This is a genomic window from Arthrobacter sp. 35W (assembly GCF_000482545.1).
Lineage (GTDB): Bacteria > Actinomycetota > Actinomycetes > Actinomycetales > Micrococcaceae > Specibacter.
On sequence record NZ_KI519454.1, the window covers coordinates 2,551,611 to 2,570,424 of the forward strand.

General features: G+C 64.4%; 13 protein-coding genes. 7 read left to right on the forward strand and 6 right to left on the reverse strand.

Features of this window, described 5'->3' with window-relative positions; all coding sequences use genetic code 11:
• Positions 1 to 99 precede the first annotated feature (99 nt).
• Both K254_RS24830 and K254_RS0111455 read right to left on the reverse strand, forming a co-directional pair.
• Positions 100 to 1,875: a polysaccharide deacetylase family protein gene (locus K254_RS24830; protein ID WP_196810910.1), complete on the reverse strand. Its 1,776-nt coding sequence runs from the start codon at positions 1,873 to 1,875 to the stop codon at positions 100 to 102.
• Between the two features lie 191 nt (positions 1,876 to 2,066).
• Positions 2,067 to 2,915 (reverse strand): CHAD domain-containing protein, encoded by an 849-nt coding sequence (locus tag K254_RS0111455; protein WP_026555483.1) that lies wholly within the window; start codon positions 2,913 to 2,915, stop codon positions 2,067 to 2,069.
• Between the two features lie 201 nt (positions 2,916 to 3,116).
• Between K254_RS0111455 and K254_RS24835 the strand changes: the two genes are divergently transcribed.
• The 3 genes from K254_RS24835 (at position 3,117) to K254_RS22950 (ending at position 9,698) form a co-directional block, all read left to right on the forward strand.
• Positions 3,117 to 4,511, forward strand: coding sequence for a CAP domain-containing protein (locus tag K254_RS24835; RefSeq protein WP_051389075.1), 1,395 nt, complete (start codon positions 3,117 to 3,119; stop codon positions 4,509 to 4,511).
• A gap of 356 nt (positions 4,512 to 4,867) precedes the next feature.
• Positions 4,868 to 6,991, forward strand: a complete 2,124-nt coding sequence (locus tag K254_RS24840) for a polysaccharide deacetylase family protein (RefSeq protein WP_051389076.1) — start codon at positions 4,868 to 4,870, stop codon at positions 6,989 to 6,991.
• 250 nt (positions 6,992 to 7,241) lie between these two features.
• Complete coding sequence (locus K254_RS22950; RefSeq protein WP_081710024.1) at positions 7,242 to 9,698, forward strand: GH25 family lysozyme; 2,457 nt, start codon at positions 7,242 to 7,244, stop codon at positions 9,696 to 9,698.
• A 70-nt stretch (positions 9,699 to 9,768) separates the two neighbouring features.
• Here K254_RS22950 and K254_RS0111480 read toward each other — a convergent pair whose 3' ends face one another.
• From K254_RS0111480 to K254_RS0111495, 4 genes are read right to left on the reverse strand one after another with little or no spacing between them, the layout of a single operon-like run.
• Positions 9,769 to 11,187, reverse strand: a complete 1,419-nt coding sequence (locus K254_RS0111480) for a lipopolysaccharide biosynthesis protein (RefSeq protein ID WP_196810911.1) — start codon at positions 11,185 to 11,187, stop codon at positions 9,769 to 9,771.
• 9 nt (positions 11,188 to 11,196) lie between these two features.
• Positions 11,197 to 12,093 (reverse strand): glycosyltransferase family 2 protein, encoded by an 897-nt coding sequence (locus tag K254_RS0111485; RefSeq protein WP_026555485.1) that lies wholly within the window; start codon positions 12,091 to 12,093, stop codon positions 11,197 to 11,199.
• Positions 12,093 to 12,506 (reverse strand): DUF2304 domain-containing protein, encoded by a 414-nt coding sequence (locus K254_RS0111490; RefSeq protein ID WP_026555486.1) that lies wholly within the window; start codon positions 12,504 to 12,506, stop codon positions 12,093 to 12,095. Before K254_RS0111490 ends, K254_RS0111485 begins: the two co-directional genes overlap by 1 nt.
• Positions 12,503 to 13,279, reverse strand: coding sequence for a glycosyltransferase family 2 protein (locus K254_RS0111495; protein ID WP_026555487.1), 777 nt, complete (start codon positions 13,277 to 13,279; stop codon positions 12,503 to 12,505). The genes K254_RS0111490 and K254_RS0111495 overlap by 4 nt, the downstream gene beginning before the upstream one ends.
• 198 nt (positions 13,280 to 13,477) lie before the next feature.
• On the opposite strand from K254_RS0111495, the gene K254_RS0111500 reads away from it, so the two are divergent.
• The 4 genes from K254_RS0111500 to K254_RS0111515 are packed head-to-tail and all read left to right on the forward strand — an operon-like array spanning position 13,478 to position 18,714.
• Complete coding sequence (locus tag K254_RS0111500; RefSeq protein WP_155848513.1) at positions 13,478 to 15,463, forward strand: DUF6541 family protein; 1,986 nt, start codon at positions 13,478 to 13,480, stop codon at positions 15,461 to 15,463.
• The gene (locus tag K254_RS0111505; RefSeq protein WP_081710025.1) at positions 15,454 to 16,458 is read left to right on the forward strand and encodes a glycosyltransferase family 2 protein; all 1,005 of its coding nucleotides are present in this window, start codon (positions 15,454 to 15,456) and stop codon (positions 16,456 to 16,458) included. Before K254_RS0111500 ends, K254_RS0111505 begins: the two co-directional genes overlap by 10 nt.
• Positions 16,455 to 16,883 carry a GtrA family protein gene (locus tag K254_RS0111510; RefSeq protein WP_051389078.1) on the forward strand — a complete coding sequence of 143 codons (429 nt, stop codon included), beginning with the start codon at positions 16,455 to 16,457 and terminating at the stop codon, positions 16,881 to 16,883. The genes K254_RS0111505 and K254_RS0111510 overlap by 4 nt, the downstream gene beginning before the upstream one ends.
• A 28-nt stretch (positions 16,884 to 16,911) precedes the next feature.
• Positions 16,912 to 18,714, forward strand: coding sequence for a glycosyltransferase family 39 protein (locus tag K254_RS0111515; protein WP_026555491.1), 1,803 nt, complete (start codon positions 16,912 to 16,914; stop codon positions 18,712 to 18,714).
• Positions 18,715 to 18,814 lie beyond the last annotated feature (100 nt).

The window sequence follows — 18,814 nt, forward strand, 5'->3', positions numbered from 1 at the left end:
AAATTGTGGAAAACGCCCAATTGCACCGCCCAGGGCCGTCAGGGCATGGCTTTTCCCGCCGCAGTCGCACCACGGCGGGAAAGGATTCGAAGGTGGTGGTTACTTGTAGCTGATCACCGTCCCGGTCGCAGCCGTCCACGTGATCCGACCACCCACGTAGTCCTGGTAGGTCACCCCACCCACGACATACTCATTGCTGATCGGATACCCCAGCCGGCCGTTCTCATACCCCTGGGAAGCCCACGCAGCACGGATCCCGCCCCGGGAGATCTGCGCCCCCGTCGCAGCCGACCAAATGACCGCCCCGCCCTGGTAGTTCTGGTACGTCCCGCCATTGACCAGACCCGTGACAATGTCCGTCGTCGGATACCGCAGCGCACCACCCTCATACCCCTGCGCAGCCCACGCCGTCCGGATCACACCCATCGACAGATGCGCCCCCGTGGCCGGCGACCACAGGATCGCCCCGTTCTGGAAGTTCTGGTACGCCCCACCGTTGACCAGACCCCCCACCTGGTCGCTCGTCGGGTAGCCCAACACACCATCCTGGAACCCGTACTGGCCCCACTTGTCACGCACCGCCCCATAGGAGACATGCGCGCCCGTCGTCGAGGAGGAAATCATCGCCCCGTTTTGGAACGTCTGGTAGTAGCCGCCCCCGACAAGACCGCCCACCGTGTCGCTGGTGGGATAGCCGAAGTAGCCGCGCTCATACCCATACGCAGCCCACAACGCCCGGATGTCGCCCATGGAGGTATGCGCCCCCGTGGACGGCGACCACAGAATCGCCCCATTCGTATACAACTGGTAGCAGCCGCCATTGACCAGCCCACACACCACCGGACCCGTCGCCGAACCAACCGCCGGCACCGCCGCAGCCTTCGCCGCAATCGCCCCCGCCGCAGGACCCGGATCGGGGTTCGGGGAGGGGCTGGGCGTCGGGGTCGGGGTCGGGGTTGGAGTCGGCGTCGGAGTCGGGGTCGGAGTCGGGGTTGGAGTCGGCGTTGGAGTCGGCGTTGGAGTCGGCGTGATGCTCTGCCCCAGCGCCTGGGCAACCGTCTGAACCGACGTCGTCCCATTTGCCGTCCGCGCTGCCAACCACGCAATAAACTGCCCAAAGATCGTGGGACTGATGGTCAGCGTCGGATCTGTGCCAACGGCAATGTGGTGGAACGTCAGTTGGAGCCAGCCGCCGGTTGTCTCCGCGCTGGTTACCAGCCCCTGCAATGTGGCCAGGGTCCAAGTGCTGTCGACCTCGTCGGGGGCAAAGGTGGCGTATGGATTCCCCGGGGGAAGCGTCTCCGCCACGGGGCAGTTGGCGCAGCTGGCCGGTGATTTGATGTCGCCCAAGCTGCGAGCGCTGGAATACCCACAACCCTTGACGAGGTTTTGGACCGACGCGTTTTCGTCGGCAAAGGGGTAGGCGAAGTTGGTGGGGTTGAAACCCCAACTCTGCAGGGTTGCGCGACCATCACAGATCTCCGCCTTGGCTGCAGTGCCGCTGATCATGGTCAAGTAAGGATGTGTGACGGTGTGTCCGCCAATTTCATTGCCGTCCGCGGCTATGGTGTTCAGCTGGTCACGGGTCAACCACGATGGCTGGCCAATCCAGCTGGTAGTGATGAAGAACGTCCCTACCAAACCATGGGCCTTGAGGACCTGCTCCGCAGCCATTTGGTTGTCGTTTCCGTCATCAAAGGTGAGGCTGACGATGGTCTTGGGGGCGGCGGTGGCGGCCGGGACGCTGATGCCAACGATGGCTGCTCCCAGCAGCGCCAGAACGGAGGCCGCAGTGCACCACGCCCGCCAGGGTCTGTTCCCGGACCTGTTGTCCGGCGGGCGCGCCGCCCGATGCCGCGGCCCTGTTCCTGGCAATTTCTCCCTGACGCCCATCGATCGCCCCGTTCGTCTCGACATGTTCCGGCGCCGCCGCCGGTTGACGGCAACGCGGTCCATTTCGGAGGGTAGGCCGCACCCAGCATCACGTCACGAGTGGAGAGCACTCAATTCCCGCCGCGGCCACCCCAATTCGTAGTGCGCACTACTTGGTTTTGGCGATCCCACCTCTAATGCTTTCTAGGATTCTTGCGCGCTGGCTGGAGCCGCAGCCACAGCCGGCTGAACCTCTCCTGTGCGTTCCGACGGCGTGCCTCCTCGACGGTGCCCAGCAAGGCTGCGGTCTCCGCCGGCAGAAGGGCCTCGTCCAGACCCCGGAAAAACTGTCCAGCCAAGACGGCGTCCTGGTGCTCGCCCAGCACCTCTTGGATCTGGCGCGCCGCTGCCCCCCGGTCGAGCCACAACCTGCCAAGGTCCGGCGAAGCGGCCTCCGCAGCATAGCGGAAGAGCCTGGCTTGCTTGCGGACAGCGTGGAGGGCGGAATCGACCGCCTCAGAATGCACGCGGTCTGCGGCAGCCTGCAGCTTGCCCAGCCGCTTCCACTGTGCGGCCAACTGCTCTCGCTGGTGGGGGCGGGCCACCGGCGCCATGGCAGATGCCGCGGAATCGATGTCTGCAGCCAGTGCCATGCAGCGGCCATCTTCGACGGCGGCCCGGGTCAGGGCGACGGCGAGCACCTCCTGCCGGGACAAGACGGACAACGTGGCGCACAATTCCGGGTGGGCCTGGGACAGTTCCTCAACGCGGGCCCGAAGGACCTGGGTTTCCCGCGCTTCAGCAAGCAGCCGGGTCAGACGGCGCAGCTGGAGCTGGAGCTGGGCGGCCTCCTCCACGTCCATCTGGTGCAGGTGCTGGACCATGGCAAGGACGGAGCGCAGCCGCCGGACAGTGGAGCGCATGTCATGGACGGCCTCCGTTGCCTGAACCGCCATCAAATGCGCGCAATGGCGCAGCTCGCCGGCCTGGGCGTGCAGATAGTCCGCAAGGGCTGTCGATCCGGGTGGAGGGTGCTGCGTCATGATCCATTGTCCGCCCCGGCCGCCCGTTTGCGCTGCCGCGCCAACCTTGTCTGGACACCCCCTTCGCGTAGGATGCAAGGGAACTTTCAGCGAGCCACGGTTCTGGGGCTCATCCCCCCATTGGTACGCGCTGGCCAGTGCGGTCTCTATCCAAGGAAATACACCAACGTGAAGCCAAAAACACTTCCGTCGAAATCGACTATGCCCATCCGTGCGGCCCTCACGTCTGTGCTCGCTGCCACCACCGTCTTCTCCCTGATGGGCGCGGCCTGCGCAACAGCCCTCCCGGATGCTGCGTCCAGCACCGCCAGCGCCTCGCCCCAAGCAACTGATGGCAGCATGGCAACCAGTCCGCCGCCGCCGTCGCAGGTGGCCCCCCAGCCTGTGGCACCGTCGCCGTTCGCCACGCCGTCGCTGGCCCCGGTTGGCTCGGTGCTGATCCCCGAGGTGCCCCCGGCTGGATTCGTTGGCTCCGCGACGGGGCCGATGGCCCAGAGCCGGATGGAGCCGCAGTCCAAGGACATCGACAGCTACGCGCGCCAGGTGTTCGACCTGATGAATGTCCAGCGCCGGGCCGCAGGACTTCCAGACCTGGTCTGGAACCAAAAGATCGCCGATGTCTCCCAGGACTGGGCCGACCAGTTGGGTGTGGCCACTCGAAATCCGGACTGGGACTTCGGCACCATCCACCGCCCGGACGCCGGGGGGAGCCTTCTTCCGCGGGGGTTTGACTGGTATGGCGAGATCATTGGGTTCAATTTCACAGCGCAAAACATTGTCGATTGGTGGATGAACTCCCCCGCCCACCGGGCGGCAATCCTCAACCCCAAGGCCAGCGACGTCGGCATCGGATTCGTGGTGCCAACAACCGAGCCGTACAAGGGCTGGCATCTGGTGGTTTCCAACCTCGCCGGATACCCGGCCACCCGGCCACCTCTCCCATCTGCCCAGGGCGCCGCGGCCATTGCAGCCAAGGCAGCGCAGACGCCAGGAATTGGCTCGCCGCTGGGACCTGTTGTATGCGGCATCGCCAACGGCGGCTGCTACCAGCTGTACCCCACCGGAGCCATCATCTGGTCTCCTTCCTCGGGAGCGCGCACGTCAACCGGTGCCATCCGCCAGCTGTGGGCCAGTTATGGCTTCGAAAATGGAGCCTTCGGCTACCCCACCACCGACGAAATCGGCGGTCTGGCCAATTCCGGGTCCTACCAAATGTTCCAGCGCGGCGCCATCGTGTCGTCCCCTGCAACCGGGCCGCATGTTTCAGTGGGAGGCATCCGCGATGCGTGGGCCGCGCAGGGCTACCAGGATGGCTTCCTGGGATACCCGACCACCGATGAGGTCGGCGGCATGGTCCGCGGCGGCGTCTACCAGATGTACCAGCGCGGGGCCATCGTCTGGTCCCCGGCCACTGGAGGCCATGTCTCCGTCGGCGGCATCCGCCAGGCGTGGGGTGAGAACGGGTACCAGGACGGACGGCTCGGCTATCCCACCACGAATGAATACGCGGCCGGCGCGGGTGCGACGGCACAGGACTTCGAGGGTGGGCGCATCACCTGGACCGCAGCGTCCGGCGCTGCCGTCACCTTCCGGTAGGACACGGTCCGATACCGAGATCCGGCCAGCGGGTTGGATCTGTTGACACCCCCTAGGGCGGGCCGTAGCATCGCGTTCACTGGCAGTAGTTGGGAAGCGGACGTTGACAATCCAAAGGTCAACGGACCCTTCCCAACCACTGCTTGTTGCCGACACAGGAATGCCAACGACCAGCACTGGTAACTCGATATCCGCGCAACGGGGAATGCGCAGGAAGGGACTCCACCCACATCACCAGTCAGGCCGCGGGCGCGACGAACGGACTTGCGATGCGAAACAGGTGGACCGTGGCCTCCCGCCTAGGGCGGGGCCACCCCTTTCAAAATCAACGATCTCATTGGGCCACCGGCTCAGCCATGGGCGCGGCGGCTCTGCTGCTGGCCACGCTCTTCAACGCGGCCGTTCTGGCCCCTCCAGCGCATGCAGCGCTTCCAGTAACAGTGACATTGACGTTCGATGACGCCAACGTCGACCAAGTCGCAGCGGCGCAGTATATGAATTCGAAGGGCCTGATGGGCACGTTCTTCGTTCCGTCCGGCTATCTCAATGCCGACGCGTATATGACGACAGCCCAGGCCTTGGCTCTTCAGACGGCGGGGAATGAGATCGCTGGTCACACCGTCACCCACCCCGATCTGGCCCAGATGGGCGCCGACGAGGTCAAGCGCCAGGTTTGCAATGACCGCGTGAATCTGACCAACATGGGTTTCCGCATCACGAGCTTCGCGTACCCGTTCGCATCGTTGACGCCCGCTGTCGAACAGACTGTGGCGGACTGCGGCTACAACAGCGCCCGCGGCCTTGGGGACATCGCCAGCCAGATTCCGGGATCAGCAGGATTCCCGGTAGCAGAGACGCTGCCTCCGGCGGACCCATTCCTCACAGCGGCCCCGGACGAGGTGGATAGCACCTGGACCCCGACGAACCTCACCGATTTGGTCACCAAGGCCGAAACGGCTGCTGCAACGGCGCCGGGTGGCTGGATCCAGTACACCTTCCACCACATCAACTTTCCTTCCGATCCACTGAACATCACCACTGCCAACTTCAATGGCCTCATTGATTTCCTGGCCGCCGAGCAAACGGCCGGCCGGATTGTGGTCAAGACGGTGGACCAGGTCATCGGCGGGACAGTGAAGCCCACCGTTGCCGGTCCTGCAGCTCCGCCTCCTGTGACAGTTGGCAATCTGCTGAAGAATCCTGGTTTGGAAACGGCGGGCCCTGCCGCGTCAGGACTGCCGCAGTGCTGGGCGGCTGGAACGTTCGGCACCAACACCCACGTCTTCAGCAGCGTCACGCCTGGACACACGGGCGCTGTTGCCGAACAGCTGGTCATGTCGGCCTACACCAGTGGTGACGCCAAGCTGCTGCCCACCTTGGATCTGGGCGAATGTGCTCCCAGCGCCACGCCGGGCAAGACCTACCAAATGTCGGCCTGGTACAAGTCCACGACGACTACGCAGTTTGAGCTGTACTACAGGACGGGACTGGGTACCTGGGTGTTCTGGACCGCCAGCCCCACGATTGTTGCATCGGCCAACTGGGCGCAGACCTACTGGACCTCGCCGCCGGTGCCTGCCGGTGCAAATGCGATTTCCGTCGGGCTGAACCTGCAATCAGTGGGCACCCTGGTCACTGACGACTACGAACTCTACGACAGCACTTCCCTGCCGGCTGCGGCGGGGGCGATTGCGGCGAAGGCTGCGGCGGTGCCGGCGGTTGGTTCGGCGACGGGTCCGGTGGTGTGTGGGCTGGTCAATGGCGGCTGCTACCAGTTGTATACGAATGGGGCGATTCTGTGGTCGCCGTCCACGGGGGCGCATACCTCCATGGGCGACATCCGGGCGTTGTGGGCTGCGTATGGGTATGAGCGCGGCTACTTCGGCTATCCCACCAGCGACACGGTGGGCGGTCTTGTCGGGGGCGGCTACTACCAGACGTTCCAAAACGGGGCGATGATTTCCTCCTCGACGACGGGCGCGCATGTCTCCTATGGGGCGGTGCGTGACAAGTGGGGCCAGTACGGGTTCCAGGATGGTGTGTTGGGCTACCCGACGAGCGACCAGGTGGGGGGTCTGGTCAACGGTGGGGCGTACCAGAACTTCCAGAACGGGGCGATCCTGTGGTCGCCGGCCACGGGGGCGCATCTGTCGATGGGTGTGATCCGGACGGCGTGGGCTGCGCAGGGGTATGAGGGTGGTGCGCTGCGGTATCCGACGACGGACATTGTCACGGGTCTGGTCAATGGCGGGACGTACCAGAACTACCAGGGCGGGGCGGTCATTTGGTCGGCTGCGACGGGGGCGCAGATCTCCCGGGGCGGGATCCGTGCTGCGTGGGCTTCCCAGGGGTATGAGAACGGCCGGCTGGGGTATCCGATCAGCAATGAGTATGTCGTGGGTGGGGTGACCTACCAGGACTACGTGGGTGGTCGGATCACGTGGACGGCTGCGACCGGGACGGTGATCAGCTACAAGTAACCACCACCCGTCACCACTTCGCCCGCCGCAACGTGGTTGCGGCGGGCGAAGTCGCGTTGGCGGGCTGCATCAGCAGTCCCAAAAATCACAGGAGCCACTTTGAGCTCATTTTCAACGCAAATGTTATGGTGTGACGGTCTACCCATCCCAAAACATGCCGCCAGCCGGCCAGTCCAGCACACCCGCAACAGCGCAGAATCGGCATCCACTCCGCGCCAGGACACCACTACACCGCAGAAAAGGGTCCACTATGCCCCAGCTTCCACCCAGAGGGACACAGCACAGGCTTCGATTCGCCACGGGGGCAGCAGCTGCCCTCGCCATGCTGGCTGCACTGCTCGCACCAATGGCCGCCTCGGCCGAAACCCCCGCGCCGCCCCAACCGGAGGCCGCCGCGGCTGAACTTGCTGTGACGCTGCCCAATGGCGAAGTGGTGGCGAAGCCGACCGGAGCGGGCGCTGTCATGGGCGCTGCCGGCAAGAACACCCCCCGCGCCATTGCGCCCTCCGCGCTTGGCGCCGCACCGCAAAGCCAGACGCTGTCCGAAGCCGCCCCCAAGGCTTCTGGGCAACCGGCCGGAACCGAGGGAATGCCGGCAGGCATGGACGTGAGCGGATGGCAGCAGAACGTGGATTGGCGGGCCGCCTGGAACGGTGGTGCCCGGTTTGCCTACGTCAAGGCCTCCGAAGGCCCGTGGACGCTCAATGACTACTTTGCCCAGCAGTACAACGGAGCCGCCGGAGTCGGCATGCTCCGCGGTGCGTACCACTTCGCCCGGCCCAACCTCTCCAGCGGCGCGAACCAGGCCGCTGTCCTCGTTGACAGCGGTGGCGGGTGGTCCGCTGACGGCATGACCCTTCCCGGCGTTCTCGATTTGGAAGCCAACGGCAGCGACAGCAGCGGGACCTGCTTCGGCATGACGCCGAGCCAGCTGGTGGCGTGGACCAAAGACTTCACCATCACCTACAAGGCCCTCACCGGCCGGGATGCCGTCATCTACACGGCCTACTACTTCTGGCAGGACTGCCTGGGAAAGAGCAGCATCTTCAGCCAGGCCAATCCGTTGTGGATCGCCGCATATGGTGCTGCTGCAAATGATGTGTGGATGCCTGGCAATTGGCCGCAGTACACCTTTTGGCAGTTCAGCAGCACGGGGCCGTTCGTCGGCGACTCCAACGTTTTCAACGGTGGAATGGATCAGTTGAAGACCTTTGCCGGCGGGGCCCTCTCGGTCCAGGCGGCCGCGATCCAGGCCGCTGCGGCCGCCAATCCATCCATCGGAACCGGCCAGGGCCAGGTGAATTGTGGACTGGCCAACAATGGGTGCTTCAGGATGTTCACCAACGGCGCCATCGTGTGGAGCCCGGCGTCGGGTGCCCAGGTCAGCCCCTATGGCGCCATCCGCGACGCTTGGGGTGGCCAGGGATTTGAGAACGGAGCGCTCTCCTACCCAAGCAGTGGAATCCTCTGCGGCCTCGCCAAGAGCGGATGCTTCCAGGCGTATCTGGGCGGGGAGATCTTCTCGTCCCCCGGCAGCGGCGCCCAAGTCAGCCGTGCAGGTGAAATCCGCACCGCCTACCGCAATTCCGGAGCCGAGAACGGGCCGATGGGCTACCCTGTCGGGTCAGAAACCTGTGGTCTTGCCAAGGACGGCTGCTACCAGCTCTATGAAGGCGGCGCCATCATCTGGTCCCCCTCAACCGGTGCCCAGTTGAGCCCGTTCGGGCCCATCCGCACGGCCTGGGGCGCGGCCCAGTTTGAGTCCGGGAGCCTGGGCTACCCCACGGGCTCAATCGTCTGCGGTTTACCCAATGGCGGCTGCTACCAGGCCTTTGAAGGCGGGGCCGTGCTCTACTCCCCCGCCACCGGTGCGCAGGCAAGCCTCAACGGACCACTGCGGGCCGCATGGGGCGACGCCGGGTACCAGAACGGGTCGCTGGGCTACCCCACAGGGTCCCAGGTTTGCACGCCAACCAACCAGTCCTGCTACCAACTGTTCCAGGGCGGAACAGTTGCCTGGACGGCCGCCGTTGGCGCCCTCTACGTCACCGGTGGGATAAACGCTGGGTGGCTGGCTTCCGGAGGCGCAACGGGGCCGCTGGCCTATCCGACCGGCACACCTGTCTGCGGCATGCAGGACGGCGGTTGCTACCAATCGTTCCAAAACGGGTACCTCATCTGGACACCTGCCACTGGCGGGCAGGTCAGCCTCAACGGGCCGATCCGCGACGCGTGGCAGCGCATGGGTTTCCAAGGTGGAACCCACGGCTACCCAACGACGGGAGTCGTTTGCGGCCTCAAGGGCGGCGGCTGCTACCAGAACTACCAACGCGGCGCCATCATCTGGTCCCCGGCCACCGGGGCACAATCGAGCCCCGCAGGTGCCATTCGCGATGCGTGGCAGCGAAGCGCCTTTGAAACGGGTCCGCTGGCGTACCCCACCACCGATGTGGTCTGTGGCCTCAAGGGCGGCGGCTGCTACCAGAACTTCTCCGGAGGTGCCATCATCTGGTCCCCGGCCACTGGAGCGCAGCTCAGCCTGAACGGCCAGATCCGCTCGGCCTGGCAGGCACGGGGATTTGAGAACGGCTCCCTAGGCTATCCGACGGGACCGCAGAGCTGCAATACCGGCCAAACCACGTGCAGCCAGCCCTTCCAAGGCGGAAAGCTCAATTGGGATGCCAGCCGCGGAGTGTGGATCAGCTAGCCAAGACGCCGGACATGCGAAAGGGGGCTGGAGACTCGTACGAGTCTCCAGCCCCCTTTCGCATGTCCGGCTAGTTCGCCGGGCTCGGCTCCACAATCCGCCGGCGCTTGACCACGAGCAACGCCGCTGCTGCCGCACCAGCACCGACCACACCGGCCTCGACCAGACCGGTGGCCAGGGAGACCGGCACCAGCAAGAGCACCACAATCAGCGCCGCATGGGCGGCAAAGGCCAGCACGAAGACCTTCATGGGCCAGGCACCCGGCGTCGCCGCGCGGACCGCCAGCCAATAGGCAAGGCCCAGAACCGTGAATCCTGCAGCATGCGCAGCCGCGACGGCCAACAGATCCCCCGCCAACGCCGGGACCAGCGCCGCCCCGCTGGAGAGCAGAAGCGCTGCAGGGGTCAGGTAGGCCATCATGGTGGTTCGGTGGAGCACATAGACCACATTGCCGGCGATCAGGAAGGCCGCATAGCCCACTGACATCAAGGGCAGCACCTGCGCCACCGGTGCCAGCAGGGTGGGATCCGTCGTCAGCACTGCGCTGCCCACCGACGCTGCCGCAGAGGCGAGCATTCCGACGGCGGCGGCGCTGAGTGCCGCTTCCACCAGCACGGCGCGCAGCGTGGGTCCGAGTTCGTCCCTGCCCACCGACATGATCCGTGTGGACCAGGAGTTGTTCAAGGCGTTGAGCACCGTCAACGGTCCTGTCGCAAAGATCAGCACCGCCCCATACTGGCCGGCGGTTGCCGGCCCCGAGACGGCAGCCAGCAGCAGGACTGCGCCCTGGGTCAGCAGCATCAGGGCACCGGTGTGCGGCAGCAGAGGAAGGGCAATCCGCCCCGATTCGCCGACGACGCCCTTCACGGTCCAGGGCGCGCGGGGCCTGACCAGGACAACGGCCAGCAGGGCCGTGGCCAGCACCGCAGCAGTGTATGCCCCCAGGTAGTTGGCAGCCGTGGGGGTTCCCACAGCAATCGCCACAAGTCCGGCAAGGTTCGCGAGGACGGAGGATCCAATGCTCAGCAACACAAAGGCCATGGGCCGGTCCTGGGCCCGAAGCACTGCCTGGCAGCCGAGCACCGGCCCCAGAAGGCCGATGCAGACCATGGCCAGGACGGTGGTCCAGGCAATGCCAGTGCCGCCCGCACCCGTGGCGAACGCCACGACAGCGGCCGCTGCCAGCCCAATGGCCAGACAGGCGATCGCCATGAATCCGTACATTCCCAACGACCGGTCCCGGCCGTTGCCGGGGGCAAACCAGCGCTGGGTGATGGCCAGCGGCAGCCCTGCCGAGAGCAGGACCACCACCACCTGGATGGTGACGACGGCCGTGGACACCAGCCCCCATTGCGTGCCGTCCAGCACACGGACGGCGAACGGCTGGATGAGCAGCAGCCCCAGCCCCTGCAGGAGGGATCCTACAAGGTAGAGCAGTGCTGAACGGGATCCGGCAATGGCAGGCTTCGCCGCGGCGTCGTCCTTCACCACCGCCAGCTAGGGCTTGACGGCGTGGGTGACCAGCTTCTTCAGCCCCGGCCACATCCGCTTCTGAATGACCTTGGGGGCCAGGGTCAGGGCGTGCAGGCGTGAGGAGAAGTGGGCCTGTGCCGCATTGGCTGCGCTGTTCCAGCCCAGCTTGCGGAAGTCGCGCACGCACTCATCGAAGAAGGCGCGCTCCTCGGCGAAGCGGCGTCCGTCCAAGGCCCGCACCGAAGAATCGGATTCGCGGTGGCGGCGGTACTGGAAGCAGACGGTGTCGGAAACCATCATCTTGCCACCGTCCATGATGATGTCCATGGCTAGGGCCAGGTCCTGGACCACATCGTACTGCTGGCGGAAGCTGTGCTTGGTGATGGCGGAGGAACGCCAGGCCACGGAGGGGAAGTACAGCCAGTCGCCGGTGATCAGACTCTTGGCAATCGGCTCGCCCGCAATCACAGCGTCTGCAGCATCGCCGACGGCGCGGCGGCGCAGGTAGGCCTTGACCTTGTCACCCAGCGGTTCATAGACAACGCCGGTCTCGTCGATGACCTCGACGCCGGGCTGGACGATGTCCACCTCGGGGTTCAGGAAGGCCTTGCGGATGGTGGCGATGTAGTTCGGCAGCATGATGTCGTCTGCACCCATGATCACGGTGTAGTCGTGCTCCAACAGGCCCAGGCACTTGCGGTAGTTGCCATTGGCGCCGAGGTTCTTCTCGTTGCGCAGGTAGCGCACGCGGTCATCGTTGTCCGTCAGGGACTTGAAGTACGCCGGCAGCGTCTCATCCGGGTATCCGTCGTCGACGATGGTCAGACGGAAGTCGCGGTCCTCCTGGGTGAGGATCGAGTCGACGGCCGCCTTCATCATGGCTACGTCACCGTAGTACGGCAGCATTACATCAATGGTCATTAATTTCTTCCCTTGTTGGTAGGCCGTACGGCCTCGTCGTCAACGTTTTTGAATGCGGCCTCGGCAGCATTTTGCCTGGCCTGGACGGCTTCCAGGCCTGAACGCAGGATGGAAACCTCCTCCGCCAGAATCCGGGTTTCATCCTCGAGGATGGTCAGTTCGCGCGAAACATGCAGGCCGACGCCGACAAGGAGCACGATGGCCAGCGCGAACAGCAGGTTTGAGGGAACACGGACGCCCACGAGGGCGGCAGACCAGTCCAGCAAGTGCGGGAAAAGGCCCAGGATGATGGTGAGTCCACCGACCACAAGCCAGAGGACCGTGTACTTCTCGCGCAGCTTCCCGCGCCGGAGCATCTGGAGGACGGCGAGGACCATGACAATGGCAAACACCAATGTTGAGGCTACGCTCATGATTCGATACCGCTTTCGCCGGCCATGGCACCGAGTTCGGGCGCATGGGTTCTATTCACCGGCGGTGTGCGCCGTCGTGCAAGTGCAAAGCACAGGACAAGCCCTGACCGCGCAAGGTAGATGGTGGATTTAAGGGGGCTCGTGCTCGGGGTTCCCGCCTGGCGCACCTTCATCTCCACCGGAACCTGCGTTACACGGCAGCCCGACTTGATCGCAACGACCAGCGAGTCGATGGTGTCGCCAAGGTACTCGGCGGGAAAGTGGTCGATGTACTGGTGCAGGGCGCGCTGGTTGGCGGCCCGGAATCCGCTGGTGACATCCGTCAGTTCCGTGTGGGCAACCCAGGAAATGACCTTGGCCAAGACGGACATGGCCCAGCGGCGCGGTCCCTTGGCATCGTAGTTGCCGCGACCGGCGAAGCGGGCACCGATGGAAATGTCAGCGTTTTCAAGCCCGGCCAGGACCCGGTCAATGTCGAGGGGATCGTGCTGGCCGTCCGAATCAACCTGGATGGCTGCCTTGTAGCCGTGGCGGATGGCGTACTTGAAACCGGTGCGCATGGCACCACCAACACCGAGGTTGAAGGGCAGCCGGAGCACCGTGGCACCAGCCGCCTGCGCTACCTTGGCGGTGTCGTCCTTGGAACCGTCATCCACCACGAGGACATCGTGGGAAACGGTTCGGCGTACTTCTCGGATGGTGTCCCCGATGGCCTCCGCCTCGTTCCATGCAGGCATGATGATGAGGACGTCTGAAGTCGTAGAGTTGCCCATGATGCTCCACTATACCAAGAATGAGGTCCCCCACAGGCTGCCCCCGGCGTGCCCCAATATGCCATTGCCCCAAGGAAAACAAGGCATACTTGGAGGGTTGAGTTGGTATTCTGAGGAGATTTCTTAATGACCTGGTTGCAAACAGGCCCCACGTTCTTATTGACGCTACTGGTCTTCTTTGCCCCAGGCATAGCCATCTTGGCAGCAGCAGGCGTGCGCCGGCTGAACCTCGTTTCGCTTGCCGCACCCGTTTCCTTCACCGTTGCAGCAGTGCTGGCCATCGTCTTCGGCCTTGCCGGCGTGCCGTACAACCCCGGAACGTATTTCGCCGCCAGCGCCGTGCTGGCTGCAGTGGCCTTTGGGCTGCGGACGCTGCTGGTGCGCCGCGCAGGAAAGGGCACCGCCGGCGCTGGCTACGGGGTCCTCGGCGCCAATGGCCGTCTTCCCCTCGCCTCGCATCGCCGCTGGGCGGGCCCGTTCGTGGTCATTGCCGCCGTGGCCTTCCCCGCATTGGTCATTACCTACAGGTATTTGAGGGGCTTCGCCCACCCTGACAATCTGTCCCAAACCTTTGACAACGTCTACCACCTCAACGCTGTACGTTTCATCGCCGACCACCAGATGGGGTCCTCACTCCGTCTGGGCAATCTGACGGAGGCCTCGGCCGGCTTCTACCCGGCAGCCATGCACGACCTCATGGCCCTGGTCTACATGGCCGGCGGATCAACAGTCATGGAGGCCGTCAACATCGGCACCGTGGTGATCGGCGCCCTCATCTGGCCGCTGTCCTGCATCTTCCTGACCACCCGCATCGTGGGAAACCGCCCCGTGGCGATCCTGCTGACGGGCGTCCTCTCCGCCGGTTTCAGCGCCTTCCCGTACCTCATGGTGGCCTTCGGCGTCCTGTACCCGAACCATGCCGCCATTGCGCTGCTTCCCGCCGCGCTGGGTCTCGTCATCGAACTTTTGGGCCTGTCCCGCAACAAGCCGACGTCGTTCTGGCCTCCGCTGCTTGCCTTGGCCGCCGTCGGCCCGGGCCTGGCCCTGGCCCACCCCAGCACCGTTGTCGCACTGGTGGGTTTCAGCGCCCCCCTCGTGGTGGCCAGGCTCATCCGCAGCTGGCAGAGCTTCCGCAAGGGAACGGAATCCGGCCGGACCGTTCTCATGTGGCTGGGGTTCACTGTGGTGTATTTCATTGTCGGCACCGTCATTTGGACGGTGCTGCGCCCCAGCCTTGCCGCGGCGCCCTGGACGCCGTTCCAGTCCAATGCCCGCGCCCTCGGCGAAGTCCTCGCCAGCGCCCCCATGGGCACAACGGCGGCCTGGGTCATGCTGCTGTGCACAGTGATTGGTTTGTATGTCATCGCCAGGCGTCTGCGCCAGTTCTGGTGGGTGCTGGGCATGTACCTGGTGGGTGCCGCGCTCTACGTGATCGTCTCGTCCTGGGCCCTGGGTGATTTCCGGACCTTTTGGACGGGTGTCTGGTACAACGACAGCTTCCGGCTGGCCGCTCTGCTGCCCACCGTGACGCTGCCGGTTGCCGTCATGGGTGGCGAGTGGCTGATCTTCAGGATCCGGGCGCTCTGCGACTTTGTCGTCGCCAGCGGCCGCGGAAATCCCAAGGCACTGGCCCCCGTCGTCCGCCCCATCGCGGCCAGGCTTCCCCAGTCCACGGGCATTGCTGCAGCCATTGCGGTGATCCTGGTGCTAGGACTCGCCGCCCAGGGTGGCACGCTCTCCAACGTCCAGCAGCGGTTGAACACGATCTTCGTCACGAGCAGCAATTCCTACCTGCTGACCACGGATGAGACGGCGATGCTGGCCGCCGTGCCCGAACTGGTCCCCGCCAGCGACGTCGTCGTGGCCAACCCGCGCACGGGTGGCTCCCTGGTCTACGCAGTGTCGGACCGCCAGACCCTGGCCCCGCACATCTTCGGCGACAGGACCCCCGAGGAGCAGTACCTTCTGGACCACTGGGATGAAGCCGCCTACAACAGCAAGGTCTGCCCCATCATCCGCGACCTCAACGCCTACTGGGCGTTGGACTTCGGCGACTTCGAAGTTGTCCCCGGCGACACCCCCTTCACCGGCCTCCGGTCCCTCACCGACGGTACGGCCCCGGGCATGGAACTCGTCAAGACCATTGGCGACGTCAAGCTCTACCGGGTGAGTGCATGCGACTAGAGCACGCCACCGACGACAGCCAGCCAGGCGGCACCCAGATGCGCGGAAGCAGCATTTCCTTCATCTTCCCGATTTTCAATGAGTCGGAAAACATCCCGCACCTCTACGAACGCGTCTGCGACACCATCGGGGGCCTGCCCTATGCGGTGGAGCTCTTGTTCGTCAACGACGGCAGCACGGACAACTCGCTCGAGCTGCTGCGGGCCCTGCAGCAGTCCGACAGCCGGGTCACCATCATCGACTTCGCACGCAACTACGGCCACCAGTTGGCAGTGACCGCTGGACTGGACGCCGCCACCGGCGAGGCCGTGATCGTCATGGACAGCGACCTCCAGGATCCCCCGGCCGTCGCCCTTGAGCTCATCGAGCAGTGGGAGGCCGGGCACGACGTCGTCTATGCCCAGCGCCGCACCCGCAAGGACACGCCGTTCAAAAAGCTAACGGCCGCGGCGTTCTACAAAGTGCTCCAACGCGTGTCGGAAATCGACATCCCCCCGAACACTGGCGACTTCAGGCTGCTGGACCGCCGTGTGGTCGATGAAGTCAACAAGTTCCGTGAGCACGACAGGTTCATCCGCGGCATGGTCTCCTATGTCGGCTTCAGCCAGGTGGCCGTCGAATTCGACAGGGACGAACGCTTCGCAGGCTCCACTGGCTATCCATTGCGCAAGATGATGAAACTGGCCGCCGATGGCATCCTGGGCTTCTCAACATTCCCCCTGACAGTGATCTCCCGGGTTGGCTTTGCTGCGGCAGCCCTGAGCGTCGTGGGCGTGCTCTATGCGCTGTTCATGAAGCTCTTTGTCCCCTCCGCCGTGATCGAGGGGTGGACATTCATCGTGATTTCGGTGCTGTTCATGGGCGGGCTCCAGCTCATGATGCTCGGCATTTTGGGCGGCTACGTTGGCCGGATCTACACCCAGGTCCAAAACCGGCCGCTCTACGGTGTCCGCGCCGTCTATTCCAGCCGGCCCGTCTCGGATGTGCTCCGATGAGCGCCGGCCTGGCACGCGGCGCCCTTGGCACCCTTCTGGCCGGTCCGGCCGCGAAGTTCATCCTGGTCGGCCTGGCCAACAACGCCGTCGGCTACGGCATCTTCATCCTGCTGTCACTGCTCGGCGCCGGAGCACTGCCGGCCATGACTGTTTCCTACGTCGTGGGCATGGGCATCAGCTTCTTTGGCAACAGGCAGTGGACGTTCGCCCACAAGGGCAGCATTGGCCCGGCAGTGGTCCGGTTCCTCGGTGTCAACGTGGTTGGCTACTCCCTGAACTACTTCCTGCTCTGGTTCCTGGTCGATGTCAACGGCCTGCCGCAGATCCCCGTCCAATTCGGCGCCATCGCCGCCGTAGCGGTCTGCACGTTTTTCCTTATGCGGGTGTGGGTCTTCAGCGGGAAAAAGGCTGCCCGCGTTGGCTAGGGTGTTCCTTCCTTCCATGGCGGCGGGGTTGCGCACCCACCGCCGCCAGGTCCTTGTGACGTTCGCCGTTGCCGTGCTCGCCTTTTTCATCTCGCCCTGGCTGGTTCCCAACCGCGCCTTCCAACTGCTTGCCACGGTTGCAGCTGGCACCTTGGTCTGGGATGCCAAAAACATCCGCCGCTTCTACCGGAGCCTGTTCAGCATCAAATCCTTTGAGCTGACCGAACGCATTGGCGGATCATGGCTCCTGCGTGTTCCGCAACTGGCCTTTTGCGCCATCATCGGCATATTCCTTGTCGGCATTCTGTTTTCGCCGATCGATCTGATCTGGGCCTACAACGTGCTCGCCGTTTCCCTGTCGGCCCTTGCCATCTGCCTGCTGATTCCAACGTTCCACCGGGCCAGTGGATTCATCGGCCGGTGGCTGCAGGGATTGCCCGGGGCGCTGCGATGGAGCATCGGCGGGGCCCTGATGGTGGCCTTGGCGACAGTGCAAACGGCCATTGGCCATTCGGTGCAGTTCGTCACCGACTGGGACGCTGGAATGATCTTCAAGAGCGCGGCGGCACTGGCAACGGGTGAAGCCAGCACGTTGGACGAAGACTACTACTCCATGTACCCGAACAACATCATGCTGGCTTTGGTCCTGAAGGAGTACCTCACCGTCATGCATGCACTGCAGGTTCCCGATCTGTACCTCAGTGCGATCGTTGCCAACGCCGTGGTCATGACTGTCTCCGTGCTCCTGACGTTCCTTGTCGCCCGGCGCATGGCCGGCTATGCCGTGGCGGTCTTTGCCATGATTCCCTGCGCGGTCTTCATTGGCATCAGCCCCTGGATTTCGGTTCCCTATTCGGACACCCTGGGCATGATCTTTCCGATCCTGCTGGTGTACCTGTTCCTGCTGGCGCGCAGTTCCACCCGCCCCGCCGCGGTGCTGGCCCTTTGGGCAGCCATGGGGCTGGTGGCGGTGGTCGGATTCTTCGTAAAACCCACCGTCATCTTTGTCCTGATTGCCGCCGTCGCCGTCAATTTCCTGACCAAGAGCATCAAGCGCGACGGTTTCAGGCCCATCGCCTTTGCGGCCCTGTCCACGGTGGTGGCATTGGCAGCCTTCTTCGCCGGCAGCACCGCCATCAAAACCGCCGAGACGAACTCCGGTGCGTTGACGTTCAATCTGAAGGACAACGACAAGGAATTCCCCGCCACGCACTTCCTGAAAATGGGGGCGCAGGGACTCGGCGGGTTCAATGTCGACGATGTGATTGAAACCAAGGCCATCGAGGACCCCTCCGAACGATTCCAAAATGGGATCGACGTCTATGCCGAGCGTGTGGGTGAGATGGGTCCGTGGGGCTACGTCAACTTCCTTTTCGACAAGGGAAAGTCATTCCTTGGCGACGGTTCGTTCTTCGCCTGGGGCGAGGGGATGGCGCGGAAGCCTGTCGATTTGGAAGCCAAAGATCCGCTCAGCGTTTCCCTGCAGCAGTACTTCGACTTCACCGGCTCGGATTTCCAGTTCCTGCGCTCGTTCTGGCAGGCCTTCTGGCTGGTGGTGCTGCTCCTGGTGGCGGCACCTTTCCTGCTGCGGGACAGACGCCTGTTCGGTGCGGCGGCATCCGTTGTCCGGCTGACGCTGCTGGCCCTGGTGGTCTTCCTGCTGCTCTTTGAAGCCCGGTCGCGGTACCTCTACATGTACATACCGTTCTTCATCCTGCTCGCCTCCCTGACCGTCTCCGCCGCCATGCGCAGGGTCAAGGCTGTCGAGGCAGCCGAAACTGCCTCTCCCCCGCCATCCGCAGGGTTTGGGCAGCAGCCGGTGCGCTCCTAGGACTTCGCCGATGCGAAAAGACCTGCGGGTTGGGTGGAGGTCGTTTGGCCCCACCCAACCCGCAGGTCTTTTCGCATCCCCCAGCCTTGACGGCCGGCGC